This is a genomic window from Micrococcus sp. IITD107 (assembly GCF_041927415.1).
In the GTDB taxonomy this organism is placed as follows: domain Bacteria; phylum Actinomycetota; class Actinomycetes; order Actinomycetales; family Micrococcaceae; genus Citricoccus; species Citricoccus terreus.
This window is the reverse complement of record NZ_JBHFFN010000001.1, coordinates 238,246-262,233: the sequence shown is the minus strand read 5'-3', so window position 1 is coordinate 262,233 and position 23,988 is coordinate 238,246. Positions and strand designations below refer to the sequence as shown.

18 protein-coding genes and 2 tRNA genes are annotated in these 23,988 nt (G+C 69.3%); 2 read left to right on the top strand and 18 right to left on the bottom strand.

Annotated elements, in window-relative coordinates; genetic code table 11:
- Positions 1 to 3: 3 nt before the first annotated feature.
- From murA to leuC, 3 genes are all read right to left on the bottom strand, one after another.
- Positions 4 to 1,332 (bottom strand): UDP-N-acetylglucosamine 1-carboxyvinyltransferase, encoded by a 1,329-nt coding sequence (murA, locus tag ACEXHE_RS01205; protein WP_356966005.1) that lies wholly within the window; start codon positions 1,330 to 1,332, stop codon positions 4 to 6.
- Positions 1,333 to 1,454: 122 nt separating this feature from the next.
- The gene (gene leuD, locus ACEXHE_RS01200) at positions 1,455 to 2,057 is read right to left on the bottom strand and encodes a 3-isopropylmalate dehydratase small subunit (protein ID WP_091694493.1); all 603 of its coding nucleotides are present in this window, start codon (positions 2,055 to 2,057) and stop codon (positions 1,455 to 1,457) included.
- Positions 2,058 to 2,060: 3 nt separating this feature from the next.
- Positions 2,061 to 3,545 (bottom strand): 3-isopropylmalate dehydratase large subunit, encoded by a 1,485-nt coding sequence (leuC, locus tag ACEXHE_RS01195; RefSeq protein WP_374784427.1) that lies wholly within the window; start codon positions 3,543 to 3,545, stop codon positions 2,061 to 2,063.
- A gap of 159 nt (positions 3,546 to 3,704) precedes the next feature.
- Between leuC and ACEXHE_RS01190 the strand changes: the two genes are divergently transcribed.
- Together ACEXHE_RS01190 and ACEXHE_RS01185 are read left to right on the top strand one after the other, a co-directional pair.
- Entirely contained in the window at positions 3,705 to 4,505 is an 801-nt protein-coding gene (locus ACEXHE_RS01190; protein WP_091695322.1) for an IclR family transcriptional regulator, read from the top strand.
- Positions 4,506 to 4,608: 103 nt separating this feature from the next.
- A complete protein-coding gene (locus tag ACEXHE_RS01185; RefSeq protein ID WP_374784426.1) occupies positions 4,609 to 6,081 on the top strand; it encodes a UDP-glucose dehydrogenase family protein in 1,473 nt (490 codons plus the stop codon).
- 23 nt (positions 6,082 to 6,104) lie between these two features.
- On the opposite strand, the gene ACEXHE_RS01180 is transcribed toward ACEXHE_RS01185, so the two are convergent.
- From ACEXHE_RS01180 to ACEXHE_RS01110, 15 genes are all read right to left on the bottom strand, one after another.
- On the bottom strand, positions 6,105 to 7,157 hold the full coding sequence (locus ACEXHE_RS01180; protein WP_374784425.1) for a thiamine-monophosphate kinase: 1,053 nt from the start codon (positions 7,155 to 7,157) through the stop codon (positions 6,105 to 6,107).
- A complete protein-coding gene (locus tag ACEXHE_RS01175) occupies positions 7,154 to 8,845 on the bottom strand; it encodes a GTPase (protein WP_374784424.1) in 1,692 nt (563 codons plus the stop codon). The genes ACEXHE_RS01180 and ACEXHE_RS01175 overlap by 4 nt, the downstream gene beginning before the upstream one ends.
- On the bottom strand, positions 8,842 to 10,596 hold the full coding sequence (locus ACEXHE_RS01170; RefSeq protein ID WP_374784833.1) for a dynamin family protein: 1,755 nt from the start codon (positions 10,594 to 10,596) through the stop codon (positions 8,842 to 8,844). Before ACEXHE_RS01170 ends, ACEXHE_RS01175 begins: the two co-directional genes overlap by 4 nt.
- Positions 10,597 to 10,812: 216 nt before the next feature.
- A tRNA-Glu gene (locus ACEXHE_RS01165) sits at positions 10,813 to 10,888 on the bottom strand.
- 110 nt (positions 10,889 to 10,998) lie between these two features.
- Positions 10,999 to 11,070, bottom strand: a tRNA-Gln gene (locus ACEXHE_RS01160).
- A gap of 90 nt (positions 11,071 to 11,160) precedes the next feature.
- Entirely contained in the window at positions 11,161 to 11,940 is a 780-nt protein-coding gene (locus tag ACEXHE_RS01155; RefSeq protein WP_374784423.1) for an HAD family hydrolase, read from the bottom strand.
- 3 nt (positions 11,941 to 11,943) lie between these two features.
- Positions 11,944 to 13,491, bottom strand: coding sequence for a glutamate--tRNA ligase (gltX, locus tag ACEXHE_RS01150; protein ID WP_374784422.1), 1,548 nt, complete (start codon positions 13,489 to 13,491; stop codon positions 11,944 to 11,946).
- Between the two features lie 38 nt (positions 13,492 to 13,529).
- Positions 13,530 to 14,324, bottom strand: a complete 795-nt coding sequence (locus ACEXHE_RS01145; protein ID WP_374784421.1) for a fumarylacetoacetate hydrolase family protein — start codon at positions 14,322 to 14,324, stop codon at positions 13,530 to 13,532.
- Between the two features lie 104 nt (positions 14,325 to 14,428).
- Entirely contained in the window at positions 14,429 to 15,532 is a 1,104-nt protein-coding gene (locus tag ACEXHE_RS01140) for a branched-chain amino acid aminotransferase (protein ID WP_374784420.1), read from the bottom strand.
- 179 nt (positions 15,533 to 15,711) lie between these two features.
- Complete coding sequence (locus tag ACEXHE_RS01135; protein WP_374784419.1) at positions 15,712 to 16,830, bottom strand: 3-isopropylmalate dehydrogenase; 1,119 nt, start codon at positions 16,828 to 16,830, stop codon at positions 15,712 to 15,714.
- 102 nt (positions 16,831 to 16,932) lie between these two features.
- Positions 16,933 to 18,543: a methionine--tRNA ligase gene (metG, locus tag ACEXHE_RS01130; protein ID WP_374784418.1), complete on the bottom strand. Its 1,611-nt coding sequence runs from the start codon at positions 18,541 to 18,543 to the stop codon at positions 16,933 to 16,935.
- Positions 18,544 to 18,667: 124 nt separating this feature from the next.
- A complete protein-coding gene (gene serA, locus ACEXHE_RS01125; RefSeq protein WP_374784417.1) occupies positions 18,668 to 20,290 on the bottom strand; it encodes a phosphoglycerate dehydrogenase in 1,623 nt (540 codons plus the stop codon).
- A 175-nt stretch (positions 20,291 to 20,465) separates the two neighbouring features.
- Positions 20,466 to 21,494: a ketol-acid reductoisomerase gene (gene ilvC, locus ACEXHE_RS01120; protein ID WP_091694540.1), complete on the bottom strand. Its 1,029-nt coding sequence runs from the start codon at positions 21,492 to 21,494 to the stop codon at positions 20,466 to 20,468.
- 56 nt (positions 21,495 to 21,550) lie between these two features.
- Positions 21,551 to 22,063 carry an acetolactate synthase small subunit gene (ilvN, locus tag ACEXHE_RS01115; RefSeq protein ID WP_260061885.1) on the bottom strand — a complete coding sequence of 171 codons (513 nt, stop codon included), beginning with the start codon at positions 22,061 to 22,063 and terminating at the stop codon, positions 21,551 to 21,553.
- Between the two features lie 3 nt (positions 22,064 to 22,066).
- Positions 22,067 to 23,938, bottom strand: a complete 1,872-nt coding sequence (locus ACEXHE_RS01110; protein WP_374784416.1) for an acetolactate synthase large subunit — start codon at positions 23,936 to 23,938, stop codon at positions 22,067 to 22,069.
- Positions 23,939 to 23,988: the final 50 nt, after the last annotated feature.

Below are 23,988 nucleotides of genomic sequence, written 5' to 3'. Positions count from 1 at the left end.
GGACTACCGCGCGGTCTCGGAGAGTTCGATGTCAGCGCCGAGGCCGGTCAGCTTGTCCATGAACTTCTCGTATCCGCGGTTGATGATCTCGATGCCGGTCACCGTCGAGGTGCCTTCGGCGGCCAGTGCGGCGATCAGGTGGGAGAAGCCGCCTCGCAGGTCGGGGACGTCGATCTGGGCACCCTGCAGGGTGGCTGGTCCGGAGATGACCGCTGAGTGCAGGAAGTTGCGCTGGCCGAACCGGCACGGCACCGAGCCGAGGCATTCGCGGTGCAGCTGGATGGAGGCGCCCATCCGCACCAGGGCGTCGGTGAAGCCGAACCGGTTCTCGTACACGGTCTCGTGGACGATCGAGACGCCTTCGGCCTGGGTCAGCGCCACAACCAGCGGCTGCTGCCAGTCGGTCATGAACCCAGGGTGCACGTCCGTCTCCAGCACGAGGGGGCGCAACGTTCCACCACCGTGCCAGAAGCGGATGCCTTCATCATCGACCTCGAACTCTCCGCCGATCTTGCGGTAGGTGTTCAGGAAGGCCGTGAGGTCGCGCTGCATGGCTCCCTCGACATAGATGTCGCCCTTGGTCACCAGGGCAGCCGACGCCCAGGATGCTGATTCATTGCGGTCCGGGATTGCCCGATGGTTGTACCCGGACAAGGTCTTGACGCCTTCGATCCGAATGGTCCGATCGGTCTGGACGGTGATGATCGCACCCATCTTCTGGAGCACGGCGATCAGATCATGGATCTCCGGCTCCACGGCGGCGCCCTGCAGCTCGGTGATGCCCTCTGCGCGCACGGCGGTCAACAGGACCTGCTCGGTGGCTCCCACGGAGGGATAGGGCAGCTCGAGCTTGGCACCGTGCAGACCCTTGGGAGCGGAGATGTGGATGCCGCCCGGGCGCTTCTCCACGACCGCCCCGAAGTGCCTGAGCACGGCCAGGTGATAGTCGATCGGTCGATCGCCGATCTTGCAGCCGCCCAGATCCGGGATGAAGGCCTCGCCGATGGAGTGCATCAGGGGACCGCAGAACAGGATCGGGATCCTGGAGTCTCCGGCGTGGGCGTCGATCTCCGTGGAGCCGGCCGACTTGGTGTCCGCGGGGTCCAGGGTCAGGTCCCCGGTGTCCTCGTCTTTGGTCACCTTGACGCCGTGCAGCTGCAGCAGGCTGGTGACCACGTCGACATCCTTGATCTCAGGGACGTTGCGCAGGACCGAGGGACGGTCGCCGAGCAGGGCGGCGACCATGGCCTTGGGCACCAGGTTCTTGGCGCCACGGACGTGGACTCGTCCCTGCAGCGGCTTGCCGCCGTGGATGGTCAGGAGTTTTCCCATGGTCAGTGACTGTCCTCCGCGCTCGACGGTGCGAGCTCTGTATCGACTCTGGATCCTCGGGGGTGCCCTCAGGCGCGGATCCGCCTCCCCAGCATACGACCCGACGCCGGTCCCGGCAGTGATCAGGCAGTGCGGGCAGGCAGCGTGGCGGGCTTGAAGGCCGGCCGACTCTGCTCGAACTCGGCGATCCGATCCTCGCTGCGCAGGGTCAGCCCGATGTCGTCCAGACCCTCCATCAGACGCCACCGTGTGTAGTCGTCGATCCTGAACCCGGTGCTGAAGGAACCGCAGGTCACCGTGCGGTTCTCCAGGTCCACGGTGACCTCGGTGCCGGGGTGGTTCTCCAGCTCCTTCCAGATCAGCTCGATGTCCTGCTGATCGACTTCAGCGGCCACCAGCCCCTGTTTGCCGGAGTTGCCGCGGAAGATGTCGGCGAAACGCGCCGAGAGCACGGCCTTGAAGCCGTAGTCCTTCAGCGCCCAGACCGCATGCTCTCGAGAGGAGCCGGTGCCGAAGTCCGGGCCGGCCACCAGCACCGAACCGGTGGTGTAGGGCTCACGGTTCAGGATGAAGTCCGGTTCTCGACGCCATCCTGCGAAGAGAGCGTCCTCGAAACCGGTGCGGGTGACCCGCTTGAGATAGACGGCCGGGATGATCTGGTCGGTGTCGATGTTGGACTGCTTCAACGGGACTCCGACGCCTGTGTGGGTGGTGAACTTCTCCATGGATCAGACCTCCTGAGGGACGGACGGGACCTGCAGTCCGAGATCTGCAGGCGCGGAGAGGGTGCCGCGGATCGCGGTGGCGGCGGCCACCACGGGAGAGACCAGGTGGGTGCGCCCACCCTTGCCCTGGCGTCCCTCGAAGTTGCGGTTGGAGGTGGAGGCGCAGCGCTCTCCGGGCGCCAGCTGATCCGGGTTCATGCCCAGGCACATGGAGCAGCCGGCGAAACGCCACTCTGCACCGAAGTCCTTGAAGACCCGGTCCAGCCCCTCCGCCTCGGCCTGCAGCCGGACACGGGCCGAGCCCGGCACCACGATCATCCGGACGTCCTGGGTCTTGGTCTGTCCGTCGATGATGGCGGCGGCGGTGCGCAGGTCCTCGATCCGAGAGTTGGTGCAGGAGCCCAGGAAGACGGTGTCGACCCGGATCTGCTTCATCGGCGTGCCCGGCTCCAGGTCCATGTACTCCAGGGCGCGCCGGCAGGCGGCCTGATCGTTGAGGTCCTCGAACTGCTCCGGCGCGGGGACGGACTCGTTGAGCGAGACTCCCTGGCCCGGGTTGGTGCCCCAGGTGACGAAGGGATCGAGCTGGTCGGCGTCCAGGAAGACCTCGGCGTCGAAGACCGCGTCGTCATCGGTGGCCAGCGTGCTCCAGTACTCCACGGCGGCATCCCAGTCGGCCCCCTGCGGAGCGTGCGGGCGTCCCTGGATGAAGTCGAAGGTGGTCTGGTCAGGAGCGATCATGCCGGCCCGCGCGCCGGCCTCGATCGACATGTTGCAGATGGTCATGCGCGCGTCCATGGACAGCGATCGGATGGCCGAGCCACGGTACTCCAGGACGTAGCCCTGGCCTCCGCCCGTGCCGATCTTGGCGATCACGGCCAGGATGATGTCCTTGGCGGTCACCCCTTCGCGCAGGGTGCCCTCGACGTTGATGGCCATGGTCTTGAAGGGCTTGAGCGGGAGCGTCTGGGTGGCCAGCACATGCTCCACCTCCGAGGTGCCGATGCCGAAGGCCAGTGCGCCGAAGGCTCCGTGGGTGGAGGTGTGGGAGTCTCCGCACACCACGGTCATGCCCGGCTGGGTCAGGCCCAGCTGCGGTCCGACCACGTGCACGATCCCCTGGTCGGCATCGCCCAGCGAGTGGATGCGGATGCCGAACTCCTCGGCGTTCTCGCGCAGGGTCTCGATCTGCTTGCGAGAGATCGGATCGGCGATCGGCTTGTCGATCTCCAGGGTGGGCGTGTTGTGGTCCTCGGTGGCGATCGTCAGATCAGGTCGGCGCACCGGACGGCCGGCCAGACGCAGACCCTCGAAGGCCTGGGGGCTGGTGACCTCATGCACCAGGTGCAGGTCGATGTAGAGCAGGTCGGGCGTCTGAGCGTCTCCCGCCCCTTCGCCGGGAACCACCACGTGGTCCTGCCAGACCTTCTCGGCCAACGTGCGCGGGCGGTGTGTCCTGGGGGTGCCCGCGGCTGCTGTCTCAGTCATCCTGTGTCCTTCCCTGACGGTCCGACCACTGTGACATCCTGGACCGCGGTGCCTCCACGCCACACAGCGACATCTCACATATTGAGACGCTAGTATCGAATGATGGACACTTCACCAGGGGACCTCCGGCCCGACGACGACACCCCAGGACTGCACGCACTGCATCGTCCCAGCGGGGTCGGGGTGGTGGACAAGACCGCCGCCATCCTGGATGCACTCGAGGCCGGACCCACCAGTCTGGCCCAGTTGGTGGCCGCCACCGGCATTGCCCGCCCCACGCTGCATCGTCTGGCGGCGGCGCTGCTGCATCACCGTCTGGTCGGACGGGACCTGCAGGGTCGCTATGTGCTCGGCAGCCGCCTCTCCGAACTGGCCTCGGCCGCCGGTGAGGACCGGCTGACCTCGGCGGCCGGTCCGGTGCTGGTCTGGCTGCGCGACGCCACCGGAGAGAGCGCCCAGCTCTTCCGCCGTCAGGCGGACAGCCGCATCTGTGTGGCCAGCGCCGAGCGGCCGGTCGGCCTGCGGGACACCATCCCGGTGGGGACGCGCCTGTCCATGAAGGCAGGCTCCGCCGCGCAGGTCCTGCTGGCCTGGGAGGACCACGAACGGCTCGTGGAGGGACTGGCGGAGTCGGTCTTCACGCCCACCACGCTCTCGGCGGTGCGTCGCCGCGGCTGGTCCCAGTCCTTGGGCGAACGCGAGCCCGGCGTGGCCTCGGTCTCCGCACCGGTGCGCAGCCCCACCGGGAGGGTGATCGCCGCGGTGTCCATCTCCGGCCCCATCGAACGCCTGTCCCGTCAGCCAGGGCGCGTCCATGCAGACACCGTGGTGCGGGCCGCCCGGCATCTGACCGAGCTGCTGCGCCAGGCGGACGGTCCCCTGAGTCCACCGACCTCGCTGCCTGATCCGGTCAGCAGCGGTCAGATGCCCTGGTCGGACGGAACAGGGCGTCGTCGCTGAACCGGGCAGCGCCATCTGCGGTTAATGATTCGCTCATCCAGGTGTCCTACTGTTCACCGCAGACCGTGCAGGCTCTGCACATCCCGCGAGACGGAGGACCATGATGACCGCTGCAGCACCGACCCCCCACGCCCAGCACCGCTCCCTGCGTCTGTCGGTGATCGGGACGGGGTATCTGGGTGCCACGCATGCGGCGTGCATGGCCGAGCTGGGGTTCGAGGTGCTGGGCCTGGATGTGGATCCGGCCAAGATCGATGCCCTCTCCCGCGGGGAGCTGCCCTTCCACGAACCAGGCCTGTCCGAGCTGCTGGTCAAGCACGTGGACTCCGGCCGGTTGCGCTTCACCACCTCCTACCAGGAGGTCGGAGACTGGGCCGATGTCCACTTCATCGGCGTGGGCACACCCCAGAAAGCCGGAGAGACCGCCGCGGACATGCGCTACGTGGACGCCGCCGTGACCTCCCTGGCCCAGCACATCACCCAGGACGCGCTGATCGTGGGCAAGTCCACCGTCCCGGTGGGCACCGCCACCCGCCTGGCCAGCCTGATCGAGACCACCCGCGCCGAGAACGGTCTGCCCGGCACGGTCGAACTGGCCTGGAACCCCGAGTTCCTGCGTGAGGGCTTCGCCGTGAAGGACACCCTGCACCCAGACCGCCTGGTCGTGGGAGTGAGCTCCGACCACGCCGACCAGGTGCTGCGCCAGGTCTACGCCGCACCGCTGGCCGAGGCCACCCCCTGGATCAGCACCGACTTCGAGACCGCGGAACTGGTCAAGGTCGCCGCCAACGCCTTCCTGGCCACCAAGATCTCGTTCATCAACGCCTTCTCCGAGATCACCGAGACCGTCGGCGGAGACATCACCACCCTGGCCGACGCCATCGGACACGACCCGCGCATCGGCCGCCGGTTCCTCAACGCCGGCGTCGGCTTCGGCGGAGGCTGCCTGCCCAAGGACATCCGCGCCCTGCAGGCCCGAGTCTCCGAACTGGGCCTGGACCGCACCATGGCCTTCCTCAACGACATCGACGACATCAACCTGCGCCGCCGCGACCGCGTGGTCGACCTCGCCGTCCAGGTCCTGGCCGCCGTGCGCACCGGGCGCACCGACTCCACGGGGCCGGCCGAGGTGCGCTCGCACGGCGGCACCGCGCCCACTCCCACACCGACGGCGGTGCACACCCTGGTGGGCACCCGCATCGCCATCCTCGGTGTGGCCTTCAAGCCGGACTCGGACGATGTCCGTGACTCTCCCGCCCTGGATGTGGCCAATCGGCTCTTCACCGCCGGGGCCGACGTCGCCGTCTATGACCCCCAGGGCAACCGCAACGCCGCCGGACGCTTCCCACGCCTGGACTACGTGGACTCCCTCCAGGAGGCCGTCACCGGAGCCGACCTGGCGATCCTGCTCACCGAATGGGACGAGTTCAAACAGATGGACCCCGCCCAGCTGGCACCGCTGATGAAGCACCCGGCGATCATCGACGGCCGCAACGTCCTGACCGCCCAGGACTGGATCGACGCCGGCTTCACCCACGCCGCACTCGGCCACCGCTTCGACCCCGGTCAGGCCTGATCCGGGGCATCCCGGCTCGGACCTCAGCCGCCGAAGTGGTCCCATCCGATCCTGGCCCCTGGAGGGTTCAGGGACTGCGAGGTCCCGCCGGGAGCCACCAGCCGGCCGACCCTGGTGAAGCCGGACGGCAACGCTGCTCCCCCGGTGAACACCGCCAGCAGCCCGTAGTCCTCTCCCCCGGTGCGGACCCAGTCTCGAGCGTCCTCCCCCAGAGCGAACGCCAGGGGGGCGAGCTCGGCGGCCTGACCCCTCACCCACTCCTCGTCCAGCTCCACGGCCAGGCCGTTGGCCGAGCCCAGTCGGCCGGCGTCCCGCACCAGGCCGTCGGAGACGTCCAGCATGGCCAGAGCGCCGTGCGCTGCGGCTGAGGGACCTGCCGTGAGGATCGGACGGGGACGCAGCTGCGCGGCCGCGGCACGGGCCGCGAGCCGATGGGCGCCCGTCCGGTCCAGCGCCCGGTCCAGGTCCGTCCGGGGTGTCTGCAGCACACTCAGACCCGCTGCCGCCCAGCCGGCCCTCCCGCAGAGCGCCAGGTCCAGCGGTCCGGTCCCGCCCCGATGCTCCCGAGGGATCGTGCGCCGCACAGCACGGCGGCCGTCCAGATCTCCGGTGACGGTGACGCAGACGGTGATGCGATCGTCGCCGCCCAGGTCTCCGCCGGCGATCCGGCAGGTGTCCGCCCCCAGATGATGCACGGCACCGGCGATCCCGGCGGCGAACCGGTCCAGCCACCGCACCGGCGTGTGGCCGGGCATGGTCAGCGCCAGCAGCAGGCTCGAGGCCCGCGCCCCCATGGCGTTGATGTCGGAGAGGTTCTGTGCGGCCGCCTTCCAGCCCGTGGAGTATCCCGAGTCGACCGCCCCGCTGGGCCAGACCAGCCGGAAGTCCCGGTCCTGGGCCATGGCGTCGGTGGAGATCACGAAGCGCCCGTCCGGTGCCGGGACCACGGCGGCATCGTCTCCCGGGCCCAGAGAGCCCTCCGGCCAGTCCTGGGCCGCCGGGACCGTCCGGAAGCGCCGGTGCAGCACCTGCAGGATCCCGGCCTCTCCCAGGCCGCTGACCGTGGGTGAGGTCATCGGCGTCCCCGTGCCATGCCGACTGCCTGCCGGAATGCCCGGTACCGGTCGATCTCAGCGCGCACCGGGGCGACCACGCGCCGCTCCGCGACCTCGCTCAGGGAGTCTCGCAGCCGGCGTCGGGCCCTGGCGGACCGCTGGGAGGCGCCCAGCCGGACCAGCGGCGCCGTCAGCAGGGCCAGCAGGATCCCGAACAGCAGTCCCCCGGCCACCAGGAGCGTGGGGATGGGGAAGCCCTCCACCGAGGGAGCCGGCGGCAGCTGGAACTGCAGATAGGCCGCCCCCGCCAGCACGCCGAGCCAGCCCAGTCCCACCACGGCCGCCAGCAGGGCCAGCCACTGCAGGACGTTGATCACGTGCCACCACCAGGAGCTGCGTCCGGCCTGCAGGTCCGTGGCCGAGATGGCCTGGTCCAGATCGTCCGGCAGCGTGTCCATGTGGGTGCGTGCCGAGCGGCGGATCGAGGCGCGCCAGGCCTCCGGCGCCCCCTGTGAGGCGGTCTCGGCAAAGGTGCGGATGGCGCCGTCCACCGCCGCGCGCTGCGCCGGAGAGCGCTCCGGCAGAGAGGTGCGGTGCAGACGGGGGTCATCGGTGGAACCCTCCCGGCGCAGGTTCAGTCGTCGCAGCGGATCACGGCGGACCTTGGCCAGCCAGCGCACCACGGGCCAGCCCGTGCGTGAGCCGGCCTCCAGTCGGTAGGACTGCCCCACCGCCTGGGCCACCGTCTCCGCCCCGGAGGCCTGGGCCAAGGCGGCAGAGAGTCGGCGGACCTCGGCAGTCCCGACGTCGGCCACCTCACCCGAGCCGGTCGGCTCACCGGGGCCTGGGGTCGAGTCCACCAGGCCGGTCTCCAGGAGGGCTGCCGCTGAGCGGACGTCGGAGAGCATCCGTTCGGTGGCGGCATGGCGGTCGGTGGCCACCCGGGCGATCTGCTCGCGCACCCGGTCCACTCCTGCCCCGGTCCGGGCCGAGGCCGGCATCACCGTGACCTGCGTCAGTCCGTCCTGGGCCAGGATCTGCTCCAGCGAGGCCACCACGCGCGGCACATCCTGGTCGGCCAGCCGGTCCACCTGGTTGAGCACCACGAGGGTGACCCCCTGGTGCGAGGCCATCGGCTCCAGGAAGTCCCGGTGCAGGGCGGCGTCGGCGTACTTCTGGGGATCCAGCACCCAGACCAGCACGTCCACCTGGCCGGCCAGCCGTTCCACGATCTGCCGGTGGGCGGTGGTGATGGAGTCGAAGTCGGGCAGGTCCAGCAGGATCAGCCCGCCCTGCTCCTGCACCCGTCCCCAGGCGGTTCCGGGATCCACTCCCGGGGCGACCCCCTCGAGCTGGTGCCGCTGGCCGACCTGGAGCCAGTCCAGCAGCGGTCCGGAGCCCTCGGCACCCCAGACGGCGGCCAGCGCCTCGCTGGTGGTGGGCCGGGTGGCGGCGGCTCGAGCGAGCTCCACACCGGAGACGGCGTTGAACAGGGAGGACTTGCCGGACCCGGTGGCCCCGAAGAAGCCCACCACGGTGTGCTCGGCGGAGAGCCTGCGGCGCTCCCCGGAGCGGCCCACCACGGACAGCGCCTGGTCCAACACCGGCTCCGGGATGCGGTCCCGGCCCAGACGGACGGCCTCCTCCAGTGCCTGGAGCTGACGCTCCAGTGCGGACTGGTCGGTGGCGGATGCGGTGCGCGCGCTCATCGGGATCCCTCCTCGGACAGTCGCTCCAGCGCCGGGACCAGATCACGCAGTCGCTGGGTGTCCTCCGGAGTGCGGACCTCGCCCAGCAGCTCGGTGAAGCGTCGGGAGTCCTGCTCCAGCAGCGCCTCGACCCTGGCGTGCAGGTTCTCCTGGGATCGCCTGGCCAGGCGGCGCACGGCATCTTCACCGAAGATGGACTCCAGCAGCTTCTGTCCCACCACGGCGGTGCCGCCGGCGATCCCCACCTCGATGCCCAGCAGGCCGCCGGTGGAGGCGAAGGAGACCACCATCAGGGTCACCGCCACACTGTTCACGCCCAGGGCAGAGATGCGGGCCATAGTCCGCTTTCCCGCCCCCTCGCTCTCGATCAGGCGCATCAGGTCGCTCTGCCATCCACGCACCTCTGCGGCGGCCTGCTCGGAGAAGTCCTCCGGGAGCCGTCCGAGGTCCCGGCCCTGCACCAGGGGGCGCCCGGCTGCGTCCTGCCGCCAGCGCTCCTCGGTCTCTTCAGCGGCCGCGGCGGCCTGCTCCACGATGACCGCATGCAGCCCGGTCTCGATGGCGACCTCGACGTCCTCAGCGGGGGCGGGTCTGCCTCGCAGCAGCGCCCCGAGCCGGTCGCGGAGCCGCCCGATCCCGGACTCGAGCTGACGGAAGAACTCTCCGGTGCCCACGAAGTCCTGCCACCGGTGCAGCACCTCGCCGCGCAGCAGCGTGCCGTCCTGGGTGGCCGCCAACACGTTGGTCTGCGCCCGGGCATAGGCCGACTCGGCGTCGGCGGCCAGGCGCGCCGCAGCAGAGCGCTGGTCGTCCTCAGCGGCGGCCAGCTCCTCAGCCCGTCCGGCCAGCTGCCGGACCACGCCGTTGAGCGTCCTGCGGGCCACGTCCGAGCGCGTGCCGCTCGTGGAGGCCAGGGAGCCCAGCCATCCCCGCAGGGGATTCACGACGCCGGCCGGCAGCATCCCGCGCTCGTCCAGTCGCGCTTCGGGCACCACGAAGAGCTCGGCGTGGGCCAGCCCCTGGGCCGTGAGCATCCGTCGCAGGTCCGCGGCGACCTCTCCCTCGGTGCCCGGTGGCACGCGGTCCAGGACCACCGCCACGGTGATGTCCCGTGAGGCGGCGTCCAGCAGCAGCTGCCAGGGCACGGCGTCGGCATACCGGTTGGCGGTGGTGACGAAGATCCAGAGGTCCGCGGCGGAGAGCAGCTGACCGGCCAGACGCCGGTTGTCCTCCGAGATGGAGTCGATGTCCGGGGCATCCAGCAGCGCCAGACCGGCCGGCAGACCGGTCTCGGCCACCAGCACCACGGAGTCCATGGCGCCAGGGTCCGGGTCCACGCCGGCCCGGTCCGCGGACACGGTGGACTCGGCATCGTCCGCGGAGACCCGGTGCCCGGTGATACGCGAGAGATGCGGCAGGATCCGCGCGGTGGTGAACCATTCGGTGTCCTGTGGATGGTGCAGCAGGATCGGCTGCCGGGTGGTGGGCCGGATGGCACCGGCGCGGGTGACCGGATGACCCACCAGGGCGTTGACCAGGGTGGACTTGCCGGCGCCGGTGGAGCCGCCCACCACGGCCAGCAGCGGCGCGTCCAAGGAGCGGTACCGCGGCAGGACGTAGTCCTCCACCTGGTGGACCGCTGCATCTCGGGCGGTTTCGGCGGCGGGGGCTCCGTCCAGGCGCAGTGGATAGCGTGCGGCGGCGAGCTGCTGATGCAGGGACTCGAGCAGGACCACGGCGTCGGCGGAGATCTCCGCCGCAGTGCGGTCAGCAGAGGCAGGCTCAGGGACGGCAGCGGAACCGGAGCTTGGTCGGCGCAGTGGCCGTGGCGGGACAGGAGGTGGTGTGCTCACCGTCCCATCATGGCACTGGCGGCAACTGCCCGGTAACCCGCGTGGGCACAGTGCCCGATCGGAGGGGAAACGCAGAAGGTCCGGATCGTGGTGACGATCCGGACCTTCTGTACCTGGTGACCCCAGCGGGATTCGAACCCGCGTTACCGCCGTGAGAGGGCGGCGTACTAGGCCGCTATACGATGGGGCCAGGCGCTGCGAAACAGCTTCTTCAGTTGTCTGCCTCATCCAGTCTCCTGGCCGAGGCAACCCGGATAGCTTATCAGCCTCCGGTGGATCCTGCCAAATCGGCGTTCTCCGCTGGGGTACCAGGACTCGAACCTAGAATGACGGTACCAGAAACCGTTGTGTTGCCAATTACACCATACCCCAAGGTGTGTCAAGGGCTCCTCGCTCCGACGGAACGGAACCCCTGGGTCATACCTTGTTTTTCGTCCCGGATCTCTCCGGCACAGGTGATGACTATAGCAGGGGTTTCGCGCCGGTGACAAAACGAGCCACCGCCGCCAGTGAGTCCCCGGTCCAGATGCCAGCAGGCACTTGGGAGGTGGAGGTTCCGCCGTCCCCACCGCCCAGGTCGCCGGGCACCGCGGAGGGACGCAGGATCAGCAGGGAGACCAGGCCGGCGTCCCGCGCTCCGAGCCCGTCCTTGAGCGGATTGTCGCCCACATAGAGCACATCCGCCGGGTCCAGGCCCAGGCCGGTGCAGCCGGCGAGGAAGGGAGCCGCGTCCGGCTTGGGCGCACCCGCGGTGTCCGTCCCGACCACCACCTGCACCCGGTCCAGACCCACCGCGGCGAGTTTGCCGCGCTGATACTCCTCTGTGTTGTTCGTCACGACTCCCCAGGGGATCCGGGAGTCATCGAGCAGGCACAGGAGCGGCCCGACGTCCTCGAAGAGCGCCCACCGGGACCGCACCTGCTGCTCATAGACCCTGCCCCACAGCTCCGGGTCGGGATCTGCGGCCAGGCCCAGCAGCTCCAGGGCGTCTCGCGCCCGGGCCAGGCGCTGCCCCAGGAAGTCCAGTTCGCCGTCCACATACCGCTGATAGTGCCCGTTGGCGTCGGCCGCGAAGTGCAGGGCCGCGGCGTCCACCCGGTCCTGCTCCGGGAGACGGCCGCCCGTCAGTTCTGCCTGACGGGCGGCAGTCTCCTCGAAGGTGACCAGCTGGGCGGACTTCAGGTCCACCAGGGTGTCGTCCAGATCGAAGAGCACTCCTCGGACCCGGGGAGGTTCTCCCACCCCTCAGACGCCCTGCTCGGCGGCGAAACGGGTGAGACGCGCCAGCGTGGAGGCCTTGCCCAGGATCTCCAGAGACTCGAACAGCGGCGGCGAGACCTTCTTGCCGGAGACCGCCACGCGGACGGGGCCGAAGGCCTGACGGGACTTCAGGCCCATCTGCTCGATCAGGGCCTCGCGCAGGACAGCCTCGAGGTTCTCCACGGTCCAGTCGGACTCGGACACCGACTCCAGCGCACCGTGCGCGGCGCTCACGGCCGCTACCAGGTCGGCGGGCATGCCCTTCAGGGCACCTTCCGCCGTCGTGATCTGCTCATCGGCCTGGAACAGGAAGGCCATCATCTCCACGGCCTCGCTGAGCACGGCCACGCGCTCCTGCACCAGGGGCGCCGCCGCATCCAGGATCCGCTGCTCGCGCGCAGTCAGCGGCTTGCCCACCAGCTCGGCGGACTGCAGGTAGGGCACCAGGCGGTCGCGGAAGTCCGCGCCGTCCAGCATGCGGATGTGCGTGCCGTTGATCGCCGTGGCCTTCTTCTCATCGAAGCGCGCTGGGTTGGCCAGGACGTCGTGGATGTCGAAGGCCTCGACGAACTGCTCCCGGGTGAAGATGTCCTCGTCCGCAGAGAGCGACCAGCCCAGCAGGGCCAGATAGTTGATCAGGCCTTCGGGGATGAAGCCGTGGTCGCGGTGCAGGAACAGATTGGACTGCGGATCGCGCTTGGAGAGCTTCTTGTTCCCCTCCCCCATCACGTAGGGCAGGTGACCGAACTCAGGCATGTACTTGGCCACGCCGATCGCGTACAGGGCGCGGTACAGGGCGATCTGCCGGGGCGTGGAGGAGAGCAGGTCCTCGCCGCGCAGCACGTGGGTGATCTCCATCAGGGCGTCGTCCACCGGATTCACCAGCGTGTACAGCGGGGAGCCGTCGGCGCGCACCACCACGAAGTCCGGCACCGAGCCGGCCTTGAAGGTGATCTCTCCGCGCACAGTGTCCGTGAAGGTGATGTCCTCGTCCGGCATGCGCACCCGCAGCACCGGCTCACGGCCCTCCGCCCGGAAGGCGGCGGCCTGCTCCGGAGTGAGGTCGCGGTCGAGGTTGTCGTAGCCCAGCTTGGGGTCGCGACCGGCGGCACGGTGCCGGGCCTCGACCTCCTCCGGGGTGGAGAAGGACTCGTAGATGTACCCGGCGTCCTTGAGCCGGGCGATCACGTCCTGGTAGATCTCCCCGCGCTGGGACTGACGGTAGGGCTCGTGCGGTCCACCGACCTCCACACCCTCGTCCCAGTCGATGCCGAGCCAGGCCAGGGCCTGCAGCAGCTGCTGGTAGCTCTCCTCGGAGTCACGCTTGGCGTCGGTGTCCTCGATCCGGAACACCATGGTCCCGCCGGTGTGACGGGCCCAGCCCCAGTTGAACAGAGCGGTGCGGATCAGACCCACATGGGGGGTGCCGGTGGGCGACGGGCAGAACCGGACGCGGACCGGCAGATCGGAGGAGACAGCGGGGACGTCAGAGGATGCGGCCCGCGCAGGGGCCGTGGAAGGCATGTCAGTCATGATGCCCCCAGTCTACTGAGATCAGGGCGCGGCCCGGCTCAGCGGCGGAACACCGTGGCCAACGACCCGATCGCGTCCACGGCGCACTCCACCCGCTGTCCCTCCCGGACCAGCCCGACGCCGGCAGGGGTGCCGGTGAGGATGACATCACCGGGCAGCAGGGTGAACGCCTCGGACACGGTGGAGACCAGCTCCGCCACGCCGAACACCATGTCCGCCGTGGTGCCGTCCTGGACCAGCTCGCCGTCCAGACGGGTGGTGATGCGCAGGTCCTCGGTGTCCGCGACCTTCAGTCCGGTCTCGATCCAGGGACCCAGCGGGCAGGCGCCGTCGAAGCCCTTGGCCCGCGCCCACTGGCCGTCACCGCGCTGGGCATCACGGGCGGTGAGGTCATTGGCCACCGTGTACCCGAACACCACATCGTCCACCCGTTCGCGCGGAACGTCCTTGCAGATCGTCCCGATCACCACGGCCAGCTCGGCCTCGTAGGAGATCTCCTCGGACCAGCTGGGCAGGGTCACCGGCTCGCCGGGACCCACCACCGAGGTGTTGGGCTTGAGGAACATCATGGGCCGGGAGGGCACCTCGTTGCCCAGCTCGGCGGCGTGATCGGCCCAGTTCCGGCCGATCCCCACCAGCTTGGAGCGCGGGATGATCGGCGCGACCAGGCGCACCTCCTCCAGCGCATGGGTGCGCGAGGTGGGCTGGATGCCCTGGAAGAACGGATCCCCGTGCAGGGCGGTGACCGTCAGCTCCTCCAGGGGTGCGTCGGCCTCCCCCTCCACGAGTCCGTACTGAGGTTCAGCGTCAACAACGAATCGGGCAATGCGCATGGGCACCATCCTACGGAGGTGAAAGAGGTCCCGACGTCGGCCGCTCGAGGTGAGCGGGCCGGCGTCGGGAGGCCCTGGGGTCATCAGCCGGCGCTGCGCGCCGGTCAGGCCAGACGATAAAGCCAGCCGTGGCGGTCCTCACCGCGGCCGGTCTGCAGCTCCAACAGCTCACGGCGGATGTCCAGGGTGACCTCGCTGCCACCGGCGGACTCGATGACGTCCTCACCGTCGAACAGGCGCCCGATGGGGGTGATGACCGCAGCGGTGCCGCAGGCGAACACCTCGGTGATCTCCCCGCTGGCCACGCCCTCGCGCCACTCGTCCAGGGTGATGGTGCGCTCCTGGACGTCCAGTCCGCGGTCCTGTGCCAGCTGGATGACCGAGCGGCGCGTCACCCCCTCCAGGATGGTGCCGGTGAGGGCGGGAGTGACGATGCGGCCGTCCCGGAACACGAAGAACACGTTCATCCCGCCGAGCTCCTCGACAGCGTTGTCCCGCGTGGGATCCAGGAAGAGCACCTGGTCGCAGCCGTGGGCCGCGGCCTGCAGCTGGGGGGCGAGCGAGGCCGCGTAGTTGCCGCCGCACTTGGCCGCCCCGGTGCCGCCGTGGCCAGCTCGGGCGTAGTCCCGGGAGACCCAGATGGAGACCGGCTTGAGCTCGCCGCCGAAGTAGTTGCCGGCGGGCGAGGCGATGACCTTGTAGGCCACTTGGCGGGACGGACGCACGCCCAGGAAGCTCTCCGAGGCGTACATGAACGGGCGCAGGTACAGGGCCTGACCGTCGCCGGCAGGCACCCAGGCCCGGTCCGTGGAGACGAGCAGGCGCAGCGACTCCAGGAACATCTCCTCCGGCAGCTCCGGCAGGGCCAGACGGCGGGCCGACTGGTTCAGGCGTGCGGCGTTGGCCTGGGGACGAAAGGTCCAGACCGAACCGTCCTCGTGGCGGTAGGCCTTCAGCCCCTCGAAGATCTCCTGGGCGTAGTGCAGCACCGCCGCGGCAGGTGACATCTGGATGGGACCGAAGGGCTCGATGCGGGCATCATGCCAGCTGCCTCCGGACCCACCGGTCCCTTCGGCGTCCCTGGTCCAGTCGATCGAGACCATGTGGTCCGTGAAGTGGTCGCCGAAGCCGGGGTCAGCCAGGATCTGCTCCCGCTCTGCGTCGGAGAGCGGTGCGGGGTGGGGATGGACGGCGAAGTCGGGGGTCACGGAAGGTGCCTTTCTCTGGTCACGGGTCGCACCGGACGACCGGTGGGTCAGGGTGGGACGGTCCGCCGAGGCGTCAGCAGGGTCCCTGTCAGGGCGCCACGGTCCTGACCATCATAGGTGGCCGTCACAGCGCGGGTGATCTTGATCACGTGCTGTGGGCGACCCCGGGGGCCTGGGGATCAGCCGGTCACGCGGGCGGCGATCGCGTCGCCGATCTGCCCGGTGCTGCGCGACGAGCCGTTCGAGCGCTCGGCGATGTCCGCGTGGACCGCCTCCTCGATCCGGCGGGCCGCCTCGGTGCGACCGGCCTGCTCGAGCAGCAGCGCGGCCGAGAGGATGGCCGCCGTGGGGTCGGCCTTCTGCTGCCCGGCGATGTCCGGAGCCGAACCGTGGACCGGCTCGAACATGGAGGGACCGGTGCCGGAGATGTTCAGGTTGCCGGAGGCGGCCAGGCCGATCCCTCCGGTCACGGCGGCGGCGAGGTCGGTGAGGATGTCCCCGAACAGGTTGTCGGTGACGATCACGTCGAACCGGGCCGGATCGGTGGTCATGAAGATGGTGGCGGCGTCCACATGCAGGTAGTCGTGCGTGACCTCGGGGAACTCAGCGGCCACCTGCTCCACTGTCCGCCGCCACAGGTGACCGGCGTGGACCAGGACATTGTGCTTGTGCACCAGGGTGACGTGGCGGCGAGGCCGCTGCTGGGCGCGCTCGAAGGCGTGGCGCACCACGCGTTCCACGCCGTGCGCGGTGTTCACCGAGACCTCGGTGGCGATCTCCTGGGGGGTCCCGGTGCGCAGGGCGCCGCCGTTGCCCACATACGGACCTTCCGTGCCCTCGCGCACCACCACGAAGTCGATCTCCCCGGGATCGGCCAGCGGGCTGGGCACGCCCGGATAGAGCTTGGCCGGGCGCAGGTTGGCGGCATGGTCCAGGCTGAAGCGCAGCTTCAGCAGCAGCTCACGCTCGATCAGACCGGAGGGGATCCTGGTGTCGTTCGGGGCCGCGCCCACGGCACCGAACAGGATGGCGTCGTAGCCGCGCAGCTGCTCCAGGGTCTGCTCGGAGAGGGTCTCCCGGGTCTGGAGCCAGTGGTCTGCCCCGAGCTGGAAGTCTGTGGTGGTGACCTCCGGGTCCCCCGCGGCCTCCGTGGCCGCCAGCAGCACCTTCAGCGCCTCCGCCGTGACCTCCGGGCCGATGCCGTCCCCGCCGATCACGGCGATGGACAGCGGACCGGGCTGCGCCGACGCTGCACCGGCAGGGCTGACAGGGGCAGAGGTCTCAGGAGTGCTCACCATGACGGTGATCGTAGACCCGCCCTCCGCCACCGTTCCAGCATGTGGTCTCAGTGTCCACGATGTGGACTCCTGGCCGATCGCGGGGCAAGGGCCGAGCCGGGATCAGGCCTCGGCGGGGTCCTCATGGCGCGGGAAGACGCCGGACGGGGCCGGAAGCTCGCTGCCCGGCACCAGGGCGTCGTCCCAGGCGGCGAACGAGCGCGGCCCGGTCCCGGAGGCAGCGGTGCGTCCGGCATCTCCCCCGGCATCCACACCCAGCAGATCGAGCAGGCGGGTGGCCGAGGCGGGCATGACCGGCTGCACCAGCAGCACGACCCGCCGCACCGCCTCCAGGGTCACGTACAGCACGGTGGCCATCCGCTCCGGGTCGGTCTTGCGCAGCACCCAGGGCTGCTGCTCGGCGAAGTACGCGTTGACGTCGCCCAGGAACCCCCAGGTCCGCTCCAGCGCATGGTGGAAGTCCTGTTCGGCGTACGCCGCGCGGGAGATCTCCAGCAGCTGCGCGGCCTGGTCCAGCACCGCACGGTCGGGATCAGTCAGCTCGCCGGGTGTGGGGACCTTCCCGTCCAGGTTCTTGGCCACCATGGACAGCGACCGCTGCGCCAGGTTGCCCAGGTTGTTGGCCAGGTCGGCGTTCTTGCGGCCCACCACGGCCTCATGGCTGTAGGAGCCGTCCGCTCCGAAGGGGAACTCGCGCAGCAGGAAGAAGCGCACGGCATCCAGGCCGTAGCGGGCCACCCAGTCGGCCGGGGCCACCACATTGCCCAGCGACTTGGACATCTTCTCCCCGTTGTTGTTCAGGAAGCCGTGGATCATCACTCGCCGCGGCAGCTCGATCCCGGCGCTCATCAGGAAGGCGGGCCAGAAGACACAGTGGAAGCGGGAGATGTCCTTGCCGATCACGTGCAGATCGGCCGGCCAGTACCGCTGGAACTGCTCGGACTCCTCGTCCGGGAATCCGGCGCCGGTGAGGTAGTTGGTCAGGGCGTCCACCCACACGTACATCACATGGTCGGCAGAGGGTGCCTCGCCGGTGGCCGGCGCAGGGACGTCGATCCCCCAGTCGAAGGAGGTGCGGGAGATGGACAGGTCCTCCAGTCCGGACTCCACGAACCGGATGACCTCGTTGAATCGGTACTGCGGCGCGGCGAAGTCCGGACGGGTGCGGTAGAGATCCAGCAGTCGATCCTGATACTGGGAGAGACGGAAGAACCAGCTCTCCTCCTCGGTCCAGGTCACCTCGGTGCCGGTCTCCACGGCATAGCGCTGACCGTCCTCGCGGACCTCCGTCTCCTCCTCGGTGAAGAAGCGCTCGTCACGCACGGAGTACCACCCCGCGTAGCGGTCCAGGTAGATGTCTCCGTTGGCCTCCATTCGGCGCCAGATCTCCTGGCTGGCGGCATGGTGGTCCCGGTCGGTGGTGCGGATGAAGCGGTCGTAGGAGACGTCCAGCACCTCATCGTCCATCCGCTGGAAGGCCGCCGCGTTGCGCGTGGCCAGCTCCATCGGGGTGATGCCCTCCCGCTCGGCGGTCTGGGCCATCTTCTGACCGTGCTCGTCCGTCCCGGTCAGGAAGAACACGTCTCGTCCGTCCAGCCGCTGGAACCGGGCCATCGCATCGGTGCCCACCATCTCGTAGGCATGGCCGATGTGCGGCTCCCCGTTGGGGTAGTGGATGGCGGTGGTCAGGTAGTACGGCGCAGAGGAGGTCACCGCAGAAACATATCGCACTCCCACCGGCGGTCGCCTCCTGTGGCCCAGCACGACGACGGCCTGTCACCTGAGCAGGCAGGTGACAGGCCGATGCCGGTGCAGACGCTCCCTCAGCAGCGCCCTCTCAGTCCTCCAGATCGATCCCGGCCACCTTGGCAGCGCCGATGGCCTCGCCGACCTGCTGAGCCACCCCGGCGGGCAGCGCGGCGTCCAGGGTGAGGATGGCCATGGCCTCCCCGCCCTCCACCTGACGGGAGACGTCCATGCCGGCGATGTTCACGCCCTGCTCCCCCAGGACCTGGCCGATCGTGCCGATCACGCCAGGACGGTCGGTGTAGCGGAACACCAGCAGGTGCTCAGCCATGGTGACCTCGAGGTCGTAGCCGTCGATGCCCACGACCTTCTGGATCTGCTTGGGTCCGGTGAGCGTGCCGGAGACCGAGACCTGGGTGCCGTCCGAGGTGGCGCCCTTAAGGGTGACGGTGTTGCGGTAGGCCGGGGACTCGGGAGTCGTGGTCAGTCGGGTCTCGATGCCGCGCTGCTCGGCCAGGACCGGAGCGTTGACATAGGAGACCTGGTCGGAGACGACATCGGTGAACAGGCCCTTCAGGGCCGCCAGCTGCAGGGACTTGACGTCCTTGTCGGCGATCTCTCCGGCCACCACCAGTTCCACGGCCGTGAGCGAGTCTCCGGCGGTGAGCGCCGTGAGGATCCGGCCCAGCTTCTCGGCCAGGGGGATGCCCGGGCGCACATCAGGGTGGATCACGCCACCGGCCACGTTGACCGCGTCCGGCACCAGCTCGCCGGCCAGGGCCAGCCGCACGGACTTGGCCACCGAGATGCCGGCCTTCTCCTGCGCCTCGGCGGTGGAGGCGCCCAGATGCGGGGTGACCACGGCGTTGTCATGGGCGAAGAAGTCCAGATCCGTGGCGGGTTCGGTGGAGAAGACGTCGATCGCGGCCCCGCCGATCGCGCCGGCCTCCAGGGCGCGGGCCAGGGCGTCCTCGTCGATCAGGCCGCCGCGGGCCACGTTGATCACGAAGGCGGTGTCCTTCATCGTCTCGAACTGTGCGTCCGAGATCATGCCGACCGTCTCGGGGGTCTTGGGCATGTGGATGGTGATGAAGTCGGCCTGGGCCAGCAGCTCGTCCAGCTCCACCAGCTGCGCGCCGATCTGCGCCGCACGGGCCGAGGTGACGAAGGGGTCGTACGCCAGGATCTCCATGCCGAAGGACTTCATGCGCTCGGCCACCAGGGTGCCGATCCGTCCCAGCCCGATGATGCCCAGCTTCTTCTCGTAGAGCTCCACGCCGGAGTACTTGGAGCGCTTCCACTCCCCCGCCTTCAGGGCACGGTTGGCCGGGGCGATGTTGCGGGCCACGCCCAGGATGTGACCGCAGGTCAGCTCAGCGGCCGAGAGGATGTTGGAGGTGGGGGCGTTGACCACCATGACGCCGGCCTGGGTGGCGGCCTTGGTGTCCACGTTGTCCAGGCCCACGCCGGCCCGGGCGATGACCTTGAGTCGGGACGCGGCGGCGATCGCCTCCTGATCCATCTTCGTGGCCGAGCGGATCAGCACGGCATCGGCCTCCGGCAGCTGCGCCAGCAGCTTCGCTCGGTCCGCTCCGTCGGTCTGGCGGATCTCGAAGTCCGGCCCCAGGGCCTCGACCGTGGCTGGGGAGAGCTCTTCGGCGATCAGGACGACGGGCTTGGTTGCTGACACAGGGATTCCACCTTCGGGGGTCATGGAGGGTGGCCGGAGCAGATGTCGGCCGGGCGAGTTGAATTCTATGACGACGACGACGCCTCACCCGCCGGGGCAGCGAACGTGACGCTGGACCCCACCGGGTGCGACGTCGTCGGGAATCCCCAGGTGCCCCGCCGCGCAGGCCGCAGCGGGGCACCCGGGGAGCTCACGCGGATCAGCGCGCTGCAGTGCCCTCGGTGTAGTCGTCGTCCGAGTCCTTCAGCCAGGAGAACATCTGGCGCAGTTCCCGGCCGGTCTTCTCGATCGGGTGGGCCTCGCCGGCGGCGCGCAGCTTCGAGAACTCCGGCGCCCCGGCAGCCTGGTCGTCCATGAAGCGCTTGGCGAAGGTGCCGTCCTGGATGTCGGCCAGCACGGCCTTCATGTTCTCCTTGACGCGCTCGTCGATCACGCGGGGGCCGGAGACGTAGTCGCCGTACTCGGCGGTGTCGGAGACGGACCAGCGCTGCTTGGCGATGCCGCCCTCGACCATCAGGTCCACGATGAGCTTCAGCTCGTGCAGCACCTCGAAGTAGGCGATCTCGGGCTGGTAGCCGGCCTCGGTCAGGGTCTCGAAGCCGTACTGGATCAGCTGGGAGGCACCGCCGCAGAGCACAGCCTGCTCACCGAACAGGTCGGTCTCGGTCTCCTCGGTGAAGGTGGTCTCGATGACGCCCGCACGGGTGCCGCCCACACCCTTGGCGTAGGCCAGGGCGAGATCCTTGGCCTGACCGGAGGCGTCCTGCTCCACGGCGATCAGCGCCGGCACGCCACGGCCGGCCTCGAACTCGCGGCGGACCACGTGACCGGGGCCCTTCGGGGCCACCAGGGCCACGTCCACACCGGCCGGCGGCTGGATGAAGCCGTAGCGGATGTTGAAGCCGTGGGCGAAGAACAGGGCGTCCCCGTCCTGCAGGTTCGGGGCGATGTGCTCCTTGTAGACCTCGGCCTGGACCTGGTCCGGGGTGAGGATCATGATCAGGTCGGCCTCGGCGGCAGCCTCTGCCACGGTGACCACACGCAGGCCCTCGGCCTCAGCCTTGGCACGGGACTTCGAGCCCTCGGCCAGGCCGATGCGCACATCCACGCCCGAGTCGCGCAGGCTCAGCGAGTGGGCGTGGCCCTGGGAGCCGTAGCCGATGACGGCGACGGTGCGGCCCTGGATGATCGAGAGGTCGGCGTCGTCCTCGTAGTACTTCTTGGTCACAGCGGTTCTCCTTGCGGTGAGGTGTTCTTCAGGTTCAGGGGGTCAGAAGTCTGGGGTCAGGACTTGTGGATGGCACGGTCGGTCATGGACTTGCCGCCGCGCCCCACGGCGATGGTGCCCGAACGGACGAGCTCGCGGATGCCGAAGGGCTCCAGCACCTCCAGCAGCGCGGTCAGCTTGTCCGCCGCACCGGTGGCCTCGATGGTCACCGAGTCCGTGGAGACGTCCACCACCGCGGCACGGAACAGCTCGACGGCCTGGACCACCTGGGAGCGGGTTCCGGCATCGGAGCGGACCTTGACCAGCAGGTGGTCCCGCTGGACGGAGGCCTCCGGCGCCAGCTCCACGATCTTGATCACGTTGATCAGCTTGTTCAGCTGCTTGGTGACCTGCTCGAGCAGGTCGCCTTCGGCGTCCACCACCACGGTGATGCGGGAGACGCCCTGCAGTTCGGTGGGCCCCACGGCCAGGGAATGGATGTTGAACGCCCGGCGGGCGAACAGGGAGGAGACCCTGGTCAGCACGCCCGGGACGTCCTCCACCAGGACGGACAGTGTGTGTCGTGCCATGGCTCAGTCCTCCTCGTTCCAGTCCGGTGAGATGTCGCGGGCGACCTGGATGTCGTCGTTGCTGACGCCGGCCGGCACCATCGGCCAGACCATCGAGTCCCGGGAGACCACGAAGTCGATCACCACGGGCCGGTCGTTGATGGCCAGGGCCTGTTCGATCACCGCGTCCAGGTCCTCCTCGCGTTCACAGCGCAGACCCGCGCAGCCGTAGGCCTCGGCCAGCTTGACGAAGTCGGGGATGCGCACGGTGTCGTGACCGGTGTTCAGGTCGGTGTTGGAGTAGCGGGACTCATAGAAGAGCGTCTGCCACTGACGGACCATGCCCAAGGAGGAGTTGTTGATGATGGCGACCTTGATCGGGATCTGGTTGATCACGCAGGTGGCCAGCTCCTGGTTGGTCATCTGGAAGCAGCCGTCGCCGTCGATCGCCCAGACGGTGCGGTCCGGGTTGCCCACCTGGGCGCCCATCGCCGCCGGGACCGAGAAGCCCATGGTGCCCAGTCCGGCCGAGTTCAGCCACTGGTGGGGGCGTTCGTAGCCGACGAACTGGCTGGCCCACATCTGGTGCTGCCCCACGCCGGCCACGTACACGGCCTCGGGTCCGGAATGCTCGGAGAGCTTCTCGATGACCTTCTGGGGGGCCATGAGACCGTCGTCCGGCGCGGTGAAGCCCATGGGGTAGGTCTCAGTGATGCTGTCCAGCACCTTCCACCAGTCGGAGAGGTCGACCGGGCCGTCCTCCTCCTGGCTCTCCCGCACGGCGCCGGTCAGTTCGGGGATGATCTCCTTGACCGAGCCCACGATCGGCACGTCAGCGGACCGGTTCTTGGAGATCTCCGCCGGATCGATGTCGGCGTGGATGACCTTGGCCCCCGGAGCGAAGCTGTCCAGCTGTCCGGTCACGCGGTCGTCGAAGCGTGCACCCAGGGTGATGAGCAGGTCTGACATCTGCAGTGCGGTCACGGCCCCGACAGACCCGTGCATGCCGGGCATGCCCAGGTGCTGGCGATGCGAATCCGGGAACACGCCACGTGCCGTCAGCGTGGTGACCACGGGCGCCCCCGTGGCCTCGGCCAGCTCCATCAGCTCCTGGCTGGCATGTCCCCGCGAGACTCCGCCGCCCACATAGAGCACGGGTCGCTGAGACTGCTGGATCAGCCGTGCGGCCTCACGCACCTGCTTGGAATGGCCGCGCACCACGGTGCGGTAACCCGGCAGGTCGATCTTCGGCGGCCACGAGAAGTCCATGCTGCCCTGCTGGGCGTCCTTGGAGATGTCGATCAGCACCGGACCGGGCCGACCGGTGGTGGCGATGTGGAATGCCTCGGCCAGCGCCTGCGGGATGTCCTCAGCGCGGGTGACCAGGCGCGAATGCTTGGTGATGGGCATGGTGATGCCCACGATGTCCGCCTCCTGGAAGGCGTCGGTGCCGATCACGGCCGAGGAGACCTGGCCGGTGATGAAGACCACGGCTTCGGAGTCCATGTGGGCATCGGCGATCGCGGTCACCAGATTGGTGGCTCCGGGTCCGGAGGTGGCGATCGCCACCCCCGGCCGTCCGGTCACCAGGTAGTAGCCCTGGGCGGCATGCCCGGCACCCTGTTCGTGACGGACCAGCACGTGACGGATCTGGCTGGAGTCCATCAGCGGGTCATAGGTCGGCAGAATGGCTCCGCCGGGCAGACCGAAGACGTCGGTGACGCCCAGTTCCTCCAGGGAACGGACGATGGCCTGCGAACCGGTCATCGGCGTCGGCTCGACGACGCGGTTGGGCCCCGGGACCAGGCTGTCGGTCGACGCCTCTGACCTGGACCGGTTCTCTCGGGACGGATGCGCGGGCATCACCGAGGGGGTGATGCGTGCTCCTGTGCTCATGTGCTCTGCCCTCGACTTCAGATGTACGTGTGATGTACCTGGGTCCGACC

What these genes read in the sequence shown, in the direction of transcription:
- ilvN (WP_260061885.1), bottom strand. Translation starts at nt 22,063, where the DNA reads ATGGCACGACACACACTGTCCGTCCTGGTGGAGGACGTCCCGGGCGTG.
- ACEXHE_RS01135 (WP_374784419.1), bottom strand. Translation starts at nt 16,830, where the DNA reads ATGGTGAGCACTCCTGAGACCTCTGCCCCTGTCAGCCCTGCCGGTGCA.
- serA (WP_374784417.1), bottom strand. Translation starts at nt 20,290, where the DNA reads ATGACCCCCGAAGGTGGAATCCCTGTGTCAGCAACCAAGCCCGTCGTC.
- ACEXHE_RS01180 (WP_374784425.1), bottom strand. Translation starts at nt 7,157, where the DNA reads ATGACCTCACCCACGGTCAGCGGCCTGGGAGAGGCCGGGATCCTGCAG.
- leuD (WP_091694493.1), bottom strand. Translation starts at nt 2,057, where the DNA reads ATGGAGAAGTTCACCACCCACACAGGCGTCGGAGTCCCGTTGAAGCAG.
- ACEXHE_RS01175 (WP_374784424.1), bottom strand. Translation starts at nt 8,845, where the DNA reads ATGAGCGCGCGCACCGCATCCGCCACCGACCAGTCCGCACTGGAGCGT.
- ACEXHE_RS01110 (WP_374784416.1), bottom strand. Translation starts at nt 23,938, where the DNA reads ATGAGCACAGGAGCACGCATCACCCCCTCGGTGATGCCCGCGCATCCG.
- gltX (WP_374784422.1), bottom strand. Translation starts at nt 13,491, where the DNA reads ATGACTGACATGCCTTCCACGGCCCCTGCGCGGGCCGCATCCTCTGAC.
- ACEXHE_RS01145 (WP_374784421.1), bottom strand. Translation starts at nt 14,324, where the DNA reads ATGCGCATTGCCCGATTCGTTGTTGACGCTGAACCTCAGTACGGACTC.
- murA (WP_356966005.1), bottom strand. Translation starts at nt 1,332, where the DNA reads ATGGGAAAACTCCTGACCATCCACGGCGGCAAGCCGCTGCAGGGACGA.
- leuC (WP_374784427.1), bottom strand. Translation starts at nt 3,545, where the DNA reads ATGACTGAGACAGCAGCCGCGGGCACCCCCAGGACACACCGCCCGCGC.
- ACEXHE_RS01185 (WP_374784426.1), top strand. Translation starts at nt 4,609, where the DNA reads ATGACCGCTGCAGCACCGACCCCCCACGCCCAGCACCGCTCCCTGCGT.